This is a genomic window from Roseateles sp. P5_E1 (assembly GCF_054049335.1).
Window position 1 is genome coordinate 1 of the sequence record NZ_JBFUMN010000087.1, and the last position, 14,282, is coordinate 14,282.

At 65.8% G+C, this 14,282-nt stretch carries 16 protein-coding genes; 9 read left to right on the forward strand and 7 right to left on the reverse strand.

Annotated features, from left to right (window positions below; all coding sequences use genetic code 11):
* Positions 1–151: 151 nt before the first annotated feature.
* Entirely contained in the window at positions 152–1,117 is a 966-nt protein-coding gene (locus ACXJKJ_RS28890) for an IS5 family transposase (protein WP_457394532.1), read from the reverse strand.
* Between the two features lie 154 nt (positions 1,118–1,271).
* On the opposite strand from ACXJKJ_RS28890, the gene ACXJKJ_RS28895 reads away from it, so the two are divergent.
* Positions 1,272–2,543 (forward strand): glycerophosphodiester phosphodiesterase family protein, encoded by a 1,272-nt coding sequence (locus ACXJKJ_RS28895; RefSeq protein ID WP_457394534.1) that lies wholly within the window; start codon positions 1,272–1,274, stop codon positions 2,541–2,543.
* 6 nt (positions 2,544–2,549) lie between these two features.
* Here ACXJKJ_RS28895 and ACXJKJ_RS28900 read toward each other — a convergent pair whose 3' ends face one another.
* Positions 2,550–3,032: a GNAT family N-acetyltransferase gene (locus ACXJKJ_RS28900; RefSeq protein ID WP_457394537.1), complete on the reverse strand. Its 483-nt coding sequence runs from the start codon at positions 3,030–3,032 to the stop codon at positions 2,550–2,552.
* A 49-nt stretch (positions 3,033–3,081) separates the two neighbouring features.
* Complete coding sequence (locus ACXJKJ_RS28905) at positions 3,082–3,645, reverse strand: flavodoxin family protein (protein ID WP_457394539.1); 564 nt, start codon at positions 3,643–3,645, stop codon at positions 3,082–3,084.
* A gap of 184 nt (positions 3,646–3,829) precedes the next feature.
* On the opposite strand from ACXJKJ_RS28905, the gene ACXJKJ_RS28910 reads away from it, so the two are divergent.
* Both ACXJKJ_RS28910 and ACXJKJ_RS28915 read left to right on the forward strand, forming a co-directional pair.
* Positions 3,830–4,468, forward strand: a complete 639-nt coding sequence (locus ACXJKJ_RS28910) for a hypothetical protein (protein ID WP_457394542.1) — start codon at positions 3,830–3,832, stop codon at positions 4,466–4,468.
* A gap of 76 nt (positions 4,469–4,544) precedes the next feature.
* Positions 4,545–4,952 carry a hypothetical protein gene (locus ACXJKJ_RS28915; protein WP_457394545.1) on the forward strand — a complete coding sequence of 136 codons (408 nt, stop codon included), beginning with the start codon at positions 4,545–4,547 and terminating at the stop codon, positions 4,950–4,952.
* Here ACXJKJ_RS28915 and ACXJKJ_RS28920 read toward each other — a convergent pair.
* Both ACXJKJ_RS28920 and exaC read right to left on the reverse strand, forming a co-directional pair.
* Positions 4,894–5,313 (reverse strand): DUF779 domain-containing protein, encoded by a 420-nt coding sequence (locus tag ACXJKJ_RS28920; RefSeq protein WP_457394547.1) that lies wholly within the window; start codon positions 5,311–5,313, stop codon positions 4,894–4,896. The two genes, ACXJKJ_RS28915 and ACXJKJ_RS28920, sit on opposite strands and share 59 nt — an antisense overlap.
* 34 nt (positions 5,314–5,347) lie before the next feature.
* Complete coding sequence (gene exaC / locus ACXJKJ_RS28925) at positions 5,348–6,871, reverse strand: acetaldehyde dehydrogenase ExaC (protein WP_457394550.1); 1,524 nt, start codon at positions 6,869–6,871, stop codon at positions 5,348–5,350.
* 402 nt (positions 6,872–7,273) lie between these two features.
* On the opposite strand from exaC, the gene ACXJKJ_RS28930 reads away from it, so the two are divergent.
* Positions 7,274–9,022, forward strand: coding sequence for a PQQ-dependent methanol/ethanol family dehydrogenase (locus ACXJKJ_RS28930; protein WP_457394553.1), 1,749 nt, complete (start codon positions 7,274–7,276; stop codon positions 9,020–9,022).
* Positions 9,023–9,195: 173 nt separating this feature from the next.
* A complete protein-coding gene (locus ACXJKJ_RS28935) occupies positions 9,196–9,504 on the forward strand; it encodes a high-potential iron-sulfur protein (protein ID WP_457394557.1) in 309 nt (102 codons plus the stop codon).
* 575 nt (positions 9,505–10,079) lie between these two features.
* On the opposite strand, the gene ACXJKJ_RS28940 is transcribed toward ACXJKJ_RS28935, so the two are convergent.
* Together ACXJKJ_RS28940 and ACXJKJ_RS28945 are read right to left on the reverse strand one after the other, a co-directional pair.
* Positions 10,080–10,283 carry a hypothetical protein gene (locus tag ACXJKJ_RS28940; protein ID WP_457394560.1) on the reverse strand — a complete coding sequence of 68 codons (204 nt, stop codon included), beginning with the start codon at positions 10,281–10,283 and terminating at the stop codon, positions 10,080–10,082.
* A gap of 95 nt (positions 10,284–10,378) precedes the next feature.
* Positions 10,379–11,422, reverse strand: coding sequence for an integron integrase (locus ACXJKJ_RS28945; protein WP_457394575.1), 1,044 nt, complete (start codon positions 11,420–11,422; stop codon positions 10,379–10,381).
* Positions 11,423–11,917: 495 nt separating this feature from the next.
* On the opposite strand from ACXJKJ_RS28945, the gene ACXJKJ_RS28950 reads away from it, so the two are divergent.
* The 4 genes from ACXJKJ_RS28950 to ACXJKJ_RS28965 all read left to right on the forward strand — a co-directional run bounded on the left by ACXJKJ_RS28950 (position 11,918) and on the right by ACXJKJ_RS28965 (position 14,021).
* The gene (locus tag ACXJKJ_RS28950; protein ID WP_457394563.1) at positions 11,918–12,391 is read left to right on the forward strand and encodes a hypothetical protein; all 474 of its coding nucleotides are present in this window, start codon (positions 11,918–11,920) and stop codon (positions 12,389–12,391) included.
* 506 nt (positions 12,392–12,897) lie between these two features.
* Positions 12,898–13,326: a hypothetical protein gene (locus ACXJKJ_RS28955; protein ID WP_457394566.1), complete on the forward strand. Its 429-nt coding sequence runs from the start codon at positions 12,898–12,900 to the stop codon at positions 13,324–13,326.
* A gap of 2 nt (positions 13,327–13,328) precedes the next feature.
* Positions 13,329–13,658 carry a DUF3601 domain-containing protein gene (locus tag ACXJKJ_RS28960; RefSeq protein WP_457394569.1) on the forward strand — a complete coding sequence of 110 codons (330 nt, stop codon included), beginning with the start codon at positions 13,329–13,331 and terminating at the stop codon, positions 13,656–13,658.
* Positions 13,659–13,712: 54 nt separating this feature from the next.
* Positions 13,713–14,021, forward strand: a complete 309-nt coding sequence (locus ACXJKJ_RS28965; RefSeq protein ID WP_457394572.1) for a hypothetical protein — start codon at positions 13,713–13,715, stop codon at positions 14,019–14,021.
* Positions 14,022–14,282 lie beyond the last annotated feature (261 nt).

Sequence of the window (14,282 nt, forward strand, 5' to 3'; positions counted from 1 at the left end):
CTAGGGAAGGTCTGCACAAAGCACCCGCATCTGCGCCGGCCTTGATCTGAGGCGGGGTTTTGAAACGGGTGGTCTCATCGACGTGGGATATCGCCGCGTTTCGCGGCGTCCTTGCCGCCACAGCGGCGGATTTCGCGCCTTGCAGGCGCACTCACGCCTGCACCCCACCCAATTGGCGGCGCACCATCCACAGGTTGGACAGCGCGAATAACGTGTGCAGCTGTGCCGTGTTCTTGGCCAGCCCCCGGTAGCGCACCTTCACATGGCCGAACTGGCGCTTGATCACCCGGAACGGGTGCTCCACCTTGGCCCGGATGCTGGCCTTCAGGCGCTCCAGTTCGTCAATCAGTCGATTCGATTCCYGGCTCTTGTCCAGCGCCCGGCGCTTGCCCGGGCGCATGGCGATGTTCCAGCGCACGCCCGGCTTGGCGTCGGCTCGCTTGTGCGCGCCCTGGTAGCCGGCGTCGCCGAAGGCCTCGCTCTCCTCACCGTGCAGCAGCGCATTGGCCTCGACCACGTCGTTGMCGCTGCCGGCCGTGCCGCGCACCGTGTGCACCAGGCCCGACTCCGCGTCCACACCGATGTGGCCCTTCATGCCGAAGAACCATTGGTTGCCCTTCTGGCTTTGCTTCATCTGCGGGTCGCGCTCGCCGCTGGCGTTCTTGGTCGAACTCGGTGCGGCGATCAGCGTGGCGTCCACCACCGTGCCGGCTCGCAGCATCAGCCCCTTGCTGCGCAGCAGCTCGTTGATGGTCTGAAGAATCTGAGGCGCCAGCTTGTGCTTCTCCAGCACGCGTCGAAAGCGCAGGATGGTGGTCTCGTCGGGCACGCGCTCGTCCCAGCCGCCCAGACCAGCGAAGTCGCGGAACAGCGCCATGTCGTGCAGCGCTTCTTCCATCGCCGGGTCGCTGAGGTTGAACCACTGCTGCATGAAATGAACCCGCAGCATCACCTCCACCGCAAACGGCGGCGGCCGGCCGCGTCGGCCTTCGGGCATGAACGGGCTGATCAGCGCCACCAGCTCCGACCACGGCACCACGYGGTCCATCTCTTCGAGGAACACCCGCCGCCGCGTTCGTTTGTTCGATTGCCCCAGGCCCAGACTCGTCTGCTTCATGGCCTCCATCGTCTCAGCCGYTCAGCCCTCGCGGTAGCAGACTTGCCCGGGGGTTTATGCAGACCGTCCCTAGCTTGCGCGCCCGGCCGCCTTTGTCATGCCGGCTTCACGGCGGCTGCCTAGCCTGCCGGGCTTGAACCAACGGAGACATCTCATGCGCCGCACCTTCACCCGCCTCGCACTGCTGCTGCTTGCCGCCGCCAGCCTGCCCGCCTGGGCCCACGATGCCGACGGTGACCGCCGCGGCGGCAACACCGGCATCGCCAGCGTGCAGCTCGGCCCGCGCCCCTTCTTCCTCGTCAACGAGATGAACGACAGCCCGCTGAAGAAGCGCCTGCAGCATTGCGCCGCCTCGCGCGAAAGCTACAGGCCCACGCTGTTCTCCATCGGCCACCGCGGCGCGCCGCTGCAGTTCCCCGAGCACACCAAGGAGAGCTATGAGGCCGCCGCACGCATGGGCGCCGGCATCGTCGAGTGCGACGTGACCTTCACCAAGGACAAGGAGCTGGTCTGCCGCCATGCGCAGAACGACCTGCACACGACCACCAACATCCTCGCCACGCCGCTGGCGAGCAAATGCATCAAGCCCTTCACGCCGGCCGCCTTCGACGCCGCCGGCACTCTGGTTGCACCGGCCGCCGCCGAATGCCGCACCAGCGAGCTGACGCTGGCCGAGTTCAAGACGCTGCGCGGCAAGATGGACGCCTTCAACCCGCGCGGCCGCACGGTAGCCGAGTACATGGCCGGCACGCCGAACTTCCGCACCGACCTCTACGCCGGCCCCACCAGCGGCACGCTGCTGACGCTGAAGGAAGCCATCGCGCTGTTCAAGCAGCTCGGCGTGAAGATGACACCCGAGCTGAAGTCGCCCAGCGTGCCCATGCCCTTCGACGGCTTCAGCCAGGCCGCCTATGCGCAGAAGATGATCGACGAACACAAGGCCGCGGGCGTGCCGGCGCGCGACGTGTGGGCGCAGAGCTTCGACCTCAACGACATCCTGTACTGGGTGAAGAACGAGCCGGCCTTTGGTCGTCAGGCCGTCTACCTCGATGACGCCAACGTGCCCGCCGACGTGCCCACCGCCGAACAGCTCAAGGCCTACCGTGCCCAGGGCGTGCGCATCGTCGCGCCGCCGCTGTGGGTGCTGCTGGCGGCCGACACCAGCGGCAACATCCTGCCCTCGCAGTACGCGCGCAACGCCAAGGCCGCCGGCCTGGACATCATCACCTGGTCGCTGGAGCGCAGCGGCATCCTGGCCGACGGCAACAACGGCTCCTACTACCAGACCTATGACAGCGCCATCACCCGCGAGGGCGACATGTTCCGCATGCTGGACGTGCTGGCCGAGCAGGTCGGCGTGATCGGCGTGTTCTCGGACTGGCCGGCCACCGTCAGCTTCTACGCCAACTGCACTGGCCAGAAGTAAGCCGGCTCAGGCAGGGCGGCGCGCCACCATGAGGTGATACGTGCCGCGCAGCCCCGCCTCCTCGAAACCGCAGGCCGCGTACATGCGCCGCGCCGGGTTCTCGGGATGAACGGTCAGCGCGACCTGGGCATGGCCCGCCCGCCAGGCGGCGTCCAGCGCCGCCAGCATCAGCGCCTTGCCGATGCCCTGGCGCTGGAAGGCCGGCCACAGGCCAATGCCCAACTGCGGCGTGCCCGCATCCACCGACGCCAGGCCCACACCCTCGGGCAGCACGCGCATCCAGCAGGCGCCCGCGTCCGCACCTTCTTGCACGGCGACAAGGCCGATGTCGGTGGGCCGTCCCCAGTCCTCGGCATAGATACGCACGCCAGGGTCGTCCAGCACCTCGCGCGGGCGCAGCGGCGCGGGCGGCGGGTCCCACAGCGCGATGTGCAGCCAGTCCCACAGCGTGGACTGGTCCTGCGGGAACAGCGGGCGAAAGTGCAGCATAGGCCCGAGCCTAACGGATCGGTCAGTCGCCAGTCTGAGGTCATGGCGATCACGCCGCCAGCAGCTTCGCCGCAGCGGCCATCGCGGCCTCGTCCTTCAGCACGTCGCCGGGCCGCGTGCCGTCGCCCAGCACGGCGCCGCCCCAGCGCATCTTCATGTAGCCGGCGCTGAAGCGCAGGCTGTCCACCAGGGGCGCAGCCAGGTGGGGCTCGTCGCCGCTGCTGGTGGCGCACAGCACATACATCGCCTTGCCGGCCATCTGCGGCTTGAAGTCCAGACCCGGCACGCGCATGAAGGCGCTCCAGTGGTCAAGGTAGAGCTTGAGCGGTGCGGGCAGGCTGTACCAGTACAGCGGCGAGGCGACGAGGAGGTCCGTCGCCCACAAGGTGTCGTCCAGCAGGCGGGCGAGGTCGCCAGTGGGGGCCGGGTACTGGCCAACGCTGTGCCGGATGTCCTCGAAGGGCGGCAGGGCCAATTCAGCCATGCGCTGCCAGCGCACCTCGGTGCCGGCGGGCAACGCCGCCACCGCGGCGCGGGCCATCAGTTCGGCGTTGCCATCGGCGCGGGTGCTGGCGAGGAGGATGAGGACGCGGCGTGCAGCGGTTTCGGTCATGGCGGCAGGGGTTGCTTAGGCGGGGCCAGATGATGGCGCCAAGCCCATGCCCTTTGCCCGCCGCGGGGCACGCCTGCGGCCTGCCGGCTGCCCCCTTCATCTGCGGGGCGCCCCCCAGGGTTTGGGGTGGGCGCCGGCAGGGCTTCGGTCGCCCAATGGTGCAACACCCCTCGGGAGACCCCCCATGCGCCGTGCCCTCCTTGCTCTTGCCCTGTCCACCCTGGGCGTGGCCCAGGCCGCCAGCGTGTCCGTCTACAACAGCCTCGCGGCGTGGCAGGGCGCCATCAGCGGGGCGGCGCAGACGCAGGACTTCTCCGGCTACTCGTCCGGCACCTATCTGACGGGCGTGGCGGTGCTGCCCGGCGTCACGCTGACCAGCAACCTCGGCCCGATGCAAGCCTTCGCGCAGACGGCCACGGCCTTTGGCGCGCGCAACCTTGGCAATGCCTATTTCGAAGGCCACTACGCGCTGCCCTTCCTGGCCGCCGCGCTGGACATCACGGCCTTCGAATCCAGCCCCGGCGTGCCCAGCACCGCGGTCGACCAGGGCCTGCTGTCCTTCCTCTTCGCTGACGGCACGACGCAGGACCTCGCCATCTCCGGCGGCAGCGGMGCGCCCATCTTCGTTGGCGTGATCTCGACCGGTGCCATCGCGGCCTTCCGCTGGACCGAAGCGCATGAAGGCAACGGCGGCAACGAGGAGACGGGGCTGGACAACCTGCGGGTGGCCATGCGCACGACCAATCAGCTGCCCCTGCCTGGCTCGCTGCCGCTGGCCGCGCTGGCGTTGGGCCTGCTGCCGCTGGTGCGCCGCCGCCACTGACGGCGCGTTCACGATCTGGGTTCACGAGACCCGCGGGTCTCGTAGCATGCGCAGCGATTCAACGCACCGCCTGCACATGAAACCCAGCTCGATGTGGATGCTCACGACAGCCTGCGCCTTGCTGGCGACTTCGGGCTGCGCCAGCAGGGCCCACAACGCCAAGACACAGGCCGTTGCGATGCATCTGAGCCGCGGGCAGGCCTTGATCGAGCAAGCCGACTACAAGCAGGCTCTCACGCAATGCCAGGCTGGCATCGATGCCCTGGGAAGCTACTTTCCCGAGCCACCGATCTGCGATGCGGACGGCCGCCCAGTCACCCTCCTCGAACACACCGGCGAACACCTGATCGTCGCCGGGATACTGCAGCGCGACGGCCAGGTTGCCGATGCCGCTCGATCCGTCTGCTCCGTCCTCAAAAGCCGGATCAGCATCGCCAAGCTCTCCGAGAACGCGTGCCGCTGGCGGACGACGTGGGATCGATAGCCACCAGACGCACCACCTCCTCGTCCGTCCACAGCCGGAAGGGGGCGATGAAGTGCGGGCCCGAGCCATCCTCCAGGCCGAAGCTGCCGCTGTTGCCCGGCGCCACGTCCAGCGTCATCTGCAGGCCGGCCAAGTAGTCGCACTGGCCCTCGCTGGCATAGACTGGCACGCCGCCCACCTCGCCCAACTGGCGGTCGCCGGCGTTCAGCTTGAGCTCGTGCACGGCAAAGCACATCGGCGCGCTTCCGGCGCAGCAGCCGTGCGATTGGTAGAACAGCAGCTCGCCGCGCAGTTCGCGCAACTGCGCGATCAGCTCCTGCGCGGCCTCCGTGGCCTGCACGCGGGAAATGGAATCCGTCATCGCAAAGGGGCGGCCTAMGCCGCCCCGGCTCCGCTCAGAAAAAGCCCAATGCGTTCGGGCTGTAGCTGACCAGCAGGTTCTTGGTCTGCTGGTAGTGGTCCAGCATGGCCTTGTGGGTCTCGCGGCCGATGCCGGACTSCTTGTAGCCGCCAAACGCCGCATGCGCCGGATAGGCGTGATAGCAGTTCGTCCACACGCGGCCGGCCTGGATGGCGCGGCCCATGCGGTAGGCGCGGCTGCCGTCGCGGCTCCACACACCGGCGCCCAGGCCGTAGGGCGTGTCGTTGGCGATCTGCAGCGCCTCGGCCTCGGTCTTGAAGGTGGTGACGGCCAGCACCGGGCCGAAGATCTCCTCGCGGAAGATGCGCATGTTGTTGTTGCCCTGGAACAGCGTCGGCTGGATGTAGTAACCGCCCGCCAGGTCGCCGCCCAGCTGCGCGCGGTCGCCGCCGATCAGCACCTTGGCGCCTTCTTCCTTGCCCAGGGCCAGATAGGTCTGGATCTTGTCCATCTGCATGGCCGAGGCTTGCGCGCCCATCATCGTGTCGGTGTCCAGCGGATTGCCCTGCTTGATGGCGGCCACGCGCTTGAGTGCCCGCGCCATGAACTTGTCGTAGATCGATTCCTGGATCAACGCGCGGCTGGGGCAGGTGCAGACCTCACCCTGGTTGAACGCGAACAGCACCAGGCCCTCGATGGCCTTGTCCAGGAAGGCGTCGTCCTCGGCCATCACATCCTCGAAGAAGATGTTGGGGCTCTTGCCGCCCAGCTCCAGCGTGGCCGGGATCAGGTTGCTGGCCGCCGCCTGCGCGATGACCTTGCCGGTAGCGGTGCTGCCGGTGAAGGCGATCTTGGCGATGCGCTTGCTGGTGGCCAGCGGCATGCCGGCCTCGCGGCCGAAGCCGTTGACGATGTTCAGCACACCCGGCGGCAGCAGGTCGGCGATCAGCTCGGCCATCACCAGGATGCTGACCGGCGTGCTCTCCGCGGGCTTGAGCACCACGCAATTGCCCGCGCCCAGGGCAGGCGCCAGCTTCCATGCCGCCATCAGGATGGGGAAGTTCCACGGAATGATCTGGCCGACGACGCCCAGCGGCTCCTGGAAGTGGTACGCGATGGTGTTGCCGTCGATCTGGGACAGCGCGCCTTCCTGCGCACGCACGCAACCCGCGAAGTAGCGGAAGTGATCCACCGTCAGCGGGATGTCGGCGTTCAACGTCTCGCGGATGGGCTTGCCGTTGTCCACGGTCTCGGCGTAGGCCAGCAGCTCCAGGTTCTGCTCGATGCGGTCGGCGATCTTCAGCAGCAGGTTGGCGCGGTCGGCCGGCGGCACGGCCGCCCAGCTCGCGGCAGCGGCGTGGGCGGCGTCCAGCGCCAGCTCGATGTCTGCGGCGCTCGATCGCGCGGCCTGGGTGTAGACCTTGCCGCTGATGGGCGTGATGACGTCGAAGTACTGGCCCTCCACGGGCGGCACGAACTTGCCGCCGATGAAGTTGTCGTAACGCGCCTTGTAGGCGATCTTGGCGCCGGCAGCACCGGGGGCGGCGTAAACAGTCATGGCTTGTCTCCTGCGAATGGGTTGAGGCATGTCCATCAACGCAGAACCCGTGCCAGCACGCGGCGGGCACGCCAGAGCCCGCTGCAAGGGTCGCAGCCAAGGGAAATCACCCTTGGGCTGTTGCAGGCTGGAGCAGTCCGGCACAGGACGGCACAGTGCTGCGCAAACACAGGCCGCGGCACCTGCCGGCAGTGCTCCAGCCGCCCGCTGTCACAGCGCGGCGCAGCCTGCTCACCGCGCTGACACCGGCTCCGGTGCAACCCTGCCAGCGCGCCGCCGCATTGCTCCATCCCGCCGCGAAAACTGCGCGAATTCAACTGGCATGGAGCTTGCGCCTTGACCGGCCATCCGCACGCCGCCTCGGCTTGGCGGTGCATATCCATCAACAAAGGAGACAACGCCATGCAACTCAACCCTCTCGCCGCACTGCTGTCCGTGAGCTTCGGCCTGTTGGCCGCCGGCAGTGCTGCCGCCGCCGTGACCGACCAGATGATCGAGGCCTCGGCCAAGTCGGGCCAGGAAGTGCTGTCCTGGGGCCTGGGCACTCAGGGCCAGCGCCACTCGACGCTCAAGCAGGTCAACGTGGGCAATGTGGCCAAGCTGTCGCCGGTCTGGGCCTTCTCCTTCGGCGGCGAGAAGCAGCGCGGTCAGGAGTCGCAGCCGCTGATCCACAACGGCAAGATGTTCGTGACGGCCTCCTACTCGCGCATCTTTGCGCTGGACGCCGCCACCGGCGCCAAGCTGTGGAAGTACGAGCACCGCCTGCCCGACGGCATCATGCCCTGCTGCGACGTCGTCAACCGCGGCGCGGCCCTGTTCGACAACCTCGTCATCTTCGCCACGCTGGATGCCCAGCTCGTGGCCTTGGACCAGGCCACCGGCGACGTGGTGTGGAAGGAAAAGATCGACGACTACGCCGCCGGCTACTCGGCCACGGCTGCACCCATCATTGCCCAGGGCCTGTTGCTGACGGGTGTGTCGGGCGGCGAGTTCGGCGTGGTCGGCCGTGTGGAAGCGCGCGACCCCCGGACCGGCAAGATGGTCTGGACCCGCCCCACCGTCGAAGGCCACATGGGCTACACCTGGGACAAGGCCGGCGTGAARCACGAGAACGGCATCTCCGGCACGCAGGGCAAGAGCTGGCCCGGCGACCTGTGGAAGACCGGCGGCGCGGCCACCTGGCTGGGCGGCACCTACGACCCCAAGACCGGCCTCGCCTACTTCGGCACCGGCAACCCCGCGCCATGGAACAGCCATCTGCGCCAGGGCGACAACCTGTTCAGCTGCTCCACCGTCGCCATCGACGTGAAGACCGGCCTGATCAAGTGGCACTACCAGGGCACGCCCAACGACGGCTGGGACTTCGACGGCGTCAACGAGTTCATCACCTTCGACCAGGATGGCAAGCGCATGGGCGCCAAGGCCGACCGCAACGGCTTCTTCTACGTGCTCGACGCCACCAACGGCCAGCTCGCCAACGCCTTTCCCTTCGTCAAGAAGATCAGCTGGGCCACCGGCATCGATTTGAAGACCGGCCGGCCCAACTTCGTGCCCGAGAACCGCCCCGGCGACCCGACCGCCGGCGCCGACGGCAAGAAGGGCAACTCGGTGTTCTCGTCGCCGTCCTTCCTGGGCGGCAAGAACCAGATGCCGATGGCCTACAGCCCCGACACCAAGCTCTTTTACGTGCCCGCCAACGAATGGGGCATGGAGATCTGGAACGAACCCATCGCCTACAAGAAGGGCGCCGCCTACCTGGGCGCGGGCTTCACGATCAAGACGCTCAACGACGACTACGTCGGCGCCCTGCGCGCAGTGGACCCCAAGTCCGGCAAGATCGTCTGGGAGATCAAGAACAGCGCGCCGCTGTGGGGCGGTGTGCTGACCACCGCCGGCAACCTGGTGTTCTGGGGCACGCCGGAAGGCTGGCTCAAGGCCGCGGACGCCAAGACCGGCAAGGTCGTCTGGCAGTTCCAGACCGGCTCGGGCGTCGTCGCACCGCCGGTGTCCTGGCAGCAGAACGGCGAGCAGTTCATCAGCGTCGTGTCGGGCTGGGGCGGCGCCGTGCCGCTGTGGGGCGGCGACGTGGCCAAGAAGGTCAGCTTCCTGGAGCAGGGCGGCATGGTTTGGGTGTTCAAGCTGCCGAAATAGGCCCACCCCCTACTCGCTTCGCGAGCCCCCTCGAGGGGCGCCGTCAGTGGCCCGGCAAAGCGCTTGCGCTTCGGTGAAGGCTCATATCGCGCAGCGATGTGATGCCGAAGCCAAAGCCGGTTCCACGACGGCCGCTTGAGGGGCTCGTCTTGCATCCTCGCCTGGAGTTCCTGATGTCCCACCCCACCCGCCGCATCTTCATGATGCAAGCCACCTTGGCCACCCTCGCCTGCCCAGCCATCGCGCAGACGTCGCCGGTCGACGAAGCCAGCGAGACCGCTGTCGCCCTGGGCTACCGGCACGACACCACCAAGGTCGACACCGCCAAGTTCCCCAAGCACCAGGCCAGCCAGCACTGCGCCAACTGCCAGTTCTGGCAGGCCAAACCCACCGACGCGTGGAGCGGCTGCGCGATGTTCGGCCGCAAGGCGCAGGTCGCGAAGAGCGGCTGGTGCAACGCCTGGGTCAAGGCGCCGGGCTGAGCCCAAGCCGGGCTCGCGGAACAGGAGCCCACTTGGTCGATCACACGGAAAAGCGGCTGTCGCCTTCAGGCTGGCTGCTGTCACCCAGACTTTGCGATCCAATGGCAGCTGTCCGCGGCAACGGTCATTGAACGGTTCGCAGCCTGAGCGACTGCTGGACCACCGGGACCGGCCACCCACCGATGCCCGCGCTTGGCGAGTCACCGGGCCGGTCAACGACAGCTATCGCGGCCGCAGGCCCGAACGACGCGGGCGTCAGCAAAGTGACCAAAGCGGAAATACCGATGTCCAGTTCAGCCCGGCGCCGCCATGAGTATTCGCGCAGCGACCAGCGGTGGCCGGCGGTGGTCGCGTACGACTGCATCACAGTCCGCCAAGGGCCGCAGCATCGATCCGCTGAGCCAATGCATGCGTAGGTTGCCAGCGCCCGCCCTGCGCTACGAAGCGATCCGCAGCGTCCAACACCTCGCGAGGCCGTCGCGCTTGAGTAAACACGGCGTCAATCGCCAAGCCTGCCAGGGCACGCTGCTGCCGATGCATCCGGTCGGTATCGACACGACCCTGAGGGTCGAACGTCAGCACGAAATACACCCTGCGGACAATGTGACGGTGCGGCCGCTGACCTCGACGATCAACTCGGCCACCCGCACGCGTTGACCCGCCAGCGCGGGCATGGTGTGCAAATCCGGATCCCGCATGAGGCCGTCGAACGTCGTGTTCTTCATGCGAACCACACGTTCATCAAGATCGACCAGATATCGGCGGCAGGACAGGCCCATGGCAAAGAGGGGGCGATAGCGTCAGTGCAACGGTATCGGAAACGGTCGTTCCCGACATCCTGGCGCTCGTGGACTACCCAGGGCCTATCCGGGTCTTACCCCGGGCTGAGCCGGTCGAGCGGGCTGCGCACCGCGCCGCCTCCAAGCTTGAGCACGTGGGTGTAGATCATGGTAGTGGCGACATCTGAATGGCCGAGCAGCTCCTGGACCGTGCGGATGTCATAGCCGTCCTGCAGCAAATGAGTGGCGAAGCAGTGGCGCAGGGTGTGGGGTGTGGCCGGCTTGGCGACGCCCGCCTGCTCGACCGCCCGCTTGAACGCCCGTTGGAAGGTCTGGTCATACAGATGGTGGCGGCGCACCACCCCGCTGCGCGGATCGGTCGAATGGTGGTCCTGCGGGAAAACCCAGAACCAGGGCCAAGAGGCGCCCATACGCGGGTACTTGCGATCCAGGGCGTGCGGCATCTCCACGCCAGTGGTGCCCGCCTCCACATCGCCCGCCCACACCAGGCGGGCCTGGGCCAACTGCTCTCGCATGGCCGCTGCGAGGGATTGCGGCAACATCACCACCCGGTCCTTGGCCCCCTTGCCCTCGCGCACCGTCAGCGCGCGCAGGCCAAAGTCCACGTCCTTGACCCGAAGCTGCAGGGCCTCCGCGATGCGCAAGCCGGTGCCATAGAGCAGCCGGGCCAGCAGCAGATGTTCACCCGTCAGCCCCGCAAGCACACGACCCACCTCGTCCACCGTGAGCACGACCGGCAAGCGCCGATGCCGGCGGGGGTGCCCGATTTCCTTCAGCCAAGGCAAGTCCTGCCCCAGGACCTTGATGTAGAAGAACAGCAGCGCCGACAGTGCCTGGCTGTGCGTGGAGGGCGAAACATTGCGGTCATTGGCCAGGTACGTCAGGAAGGCCTCGACCTCCGGGCCGCCCATTTGCGCGGGGTGGCGAATGCCATGAAACCGGATGAAGGCCTTGAGCCAATAGGCATAGACCTCCTCGGTCCGCAGGCTGTAGTGCATCAGGCGCAGCCGCTCTCGCAACTGGTCAAGCACCCGCACCGAGCGAAGCGGCGGCAGCGCCGCCGATGGCGCAGGCCGCAGGTTTCCCCGAGCTGGCGAACTGAGTGAGCTGACTGGCATCATGACCACTCCAGCGGCGCCGAACAGGCCCGGCGAGAACTTGTAACAACGTGCCGCTTTTGCCGGAAATTTAATGCTGTATAAAACAACAGTCAACTGGAAAATTCTGAAGGTGAGTCAAGCACTTGCCACGATTCACCACGGCGATGTTGTGGCGCAGCTTGCCTGCCTAGGCAGCAGCGGCTGTCTCCCGAGAACACGTTCCCTTGATCTTCTGCTACAGAAAACCTAACAGGATAATCGAAAGACTGTATGTTTATACAGCRTCGAAAAACTGCTAGCTTGCGCTGCGTAGCAGGCGCGCACGCCCAAGCGGGCTTGGTGCGGACGAGCCAGCAACGCAGCGTGAACGTATCAGCCTTGCGAGGGCTGTTTTGCGCACAGAGTGGTGCGTTGAAACCCGTCGGAATGTGCCCCGCAAAAGCTCCAGAGAACCAGTCGCTAGAACGGACGCCACTGCGTGGCGCCGCTCACCTTCTACGTTAGGTTTCACGAATGACCTCCCTGTTCAAGCGCATCTTCGGGAGAGGCCGACGGCCAGTGCGCGAGGTCGTCGAACACCCGGTACTGGGGCGTTTGGTCTATTCAGTTGATGGCGACGGCTGGGAAAGTGAGACCGGCCACGGTGGCACGCCGTTTCGATTCTTCATTGCGGGGGATCTGGGGGAAGGACCGGATGAGGTGGTTCCGGACGGTGCCCTTATCAAACATGCGGAAGCTATCGCGCTGGACCCGACGGAGTTCGCGGCCCGGATTCAGAAATTCTTGGCGATGGAAGCTCAGGCGCAATCACGTCTCAAGGGTCTCGTTGAGGAAGTGTCGAGTCTCAAGGTCGATGTGGTTTGCTTGATGTGGCCTGATAGGCCAGACGACGGCATGATCCAGTTCCGTGGCCCGGCGGATGATCGGCGCCTATGGCGCTGTGACTACGTACAACGCGAACCTAAATGGTTGGGCTTCGACACATGACTCGCAACGCCAAACCTAACCTGTTGCTGCAGCGGACGGCTTCGCCGCCCGCTGAGCGCGAACGTTAGGTCTTGCTGTGACGCCATCCCCCATCGAGGAAGAAGCAATCCTGTTCGCGATGCCTGAGATCGTCTTGCCGGCAGACGCAGCGAGAGTTATTCGTTGGGTTTCTGTCGGCGAGGCCGAATGCTGGGAACAAGACGCACTCTCCGTCCCTACGGGCTTGCGGGCCGACGATGGTTGGTTACCTGTTGCGGAACCTGGGACACCAAAACCTGCTGGCACAGGGAACCTGCGACTTGAGTTCTATGTTCCGGCTGCGATGCTCGTGTTCCGGCAACAGCCGGGGTGGCTTTATCTCAAACCTGGATCGGCAGTGTTTAATCTTCGAGTCGTTGGACCACGGTCGTTCTTGAGCTACAAGACCTAACCGGTCGCTGCAGCGGACGGCTTCGCCGTCCGCTGAGCTTTCACGTTGAGCCTCACAACCGAAGGGAATCGCTCTCATGCTGCTCATCGAAGGCTACACAGCAGACGAGATCCTGGCCCTTTCAAATGAGGATCTCCGGGCGATCGTCCTCAGCGACGAACCACTTGTCTTCAAAGCCGGCTCAGCAAACATGCTCGGGCGCTTCAAGGTGGAAGGGGCTGCCTTGGTTATGGAGCTGGCACATGTGGACGGCGGGGGCGAAGGCGCTCTCCCTGCACTTGCAGCACTCGCACGCAGGTACGCCCTTCGCGAAAATCTTGCGTCAATCAACTGGCGCGTTCACGCGGTGCATTGCGCAAAACCAAACCTCAAGCTGCGTCGAGTTCTCGAGCGTCGCGGCTTCGAGGTTGCGTCGGTACCCGGCGTCGGGGAGTGCTACCAACTGGCCGAGGCACTCAGTGAGGCCCAACCCTTCGCTGCGGCGGACGGCTTCGCCGCCCGCTGACCTTGCACGTTAAAGCGCAGATGACTTACGGGCCAAAGCCGCTGGGGACCTGGAGCAACCATGAAGCGCCGAACTGCGGCAGCTCCCACAATTTTTTGCGGGCCGGGCAGCGGTACCGTGTGAAGCGAGAGTTTTCGGACCACGACGGTCACGCACATCCGGGAGGCGAAGAGTGGTTGTTCTTGGGCTACTCATTTTCGCCCTATGACGACGGGATGTCGTTCTTCGTTTCGCTGGACGGCGCGCAGGAGTGGCAAATACGGCTGCAATGGCGCGCGGAAGAACAAGGCCACGTACTCGATCATCTATCGGAGTACGTCGATGCGCTTTAACCTGCCATTCGAGCGGACCGCCTTCGGCGTCCGCTCACTTTCACGTTGAAGCGCATGAAGAACATCCAAGTCATCGATGGCGCGGACAACGCGGTTTACGACATCTTTGCAGCGACCGACGACGAGTTCGCAATGATCTTTCCGGCCGGTCAAGATGTGGCGTTCATTGACGAAGTGATGGCGCGCGCACCCGAGGCTGGGCTAGACCATGCGTTCGCCGCGGTTTGGCAGCGCCGAGTTGCGAAGGTCGAAGTGAATGGAATCCACGGAGTTCTCTTCTACGAAATGGCTCACAAGAAGCGGTACTACCCAACAAGGCGGGATGAAGATGCGATCAACCCAGATGGCACACGCCTCCGCTGACATGCGCTTCAACCTTTCGCTCCAGCGGACGGCTTCGCCGCCCGCTGAGCTTTGACGTTGACGCTGTGCAATAACCCAACGACATGCGGTAAATCCGACTGTCACCGACGCAGGCGTGTCGGCACGATCGAAGTCATCACGCTGCAGCCGGATGAAGCCAATGCCACGCTACAAGCTCGTAGATCGCAGTCCCCGCTTTCTACCTGTTGTGCTGGCCGAGCAGATTCAACCTGGCACCTTCGAGTTCGCGCTGGATCATCT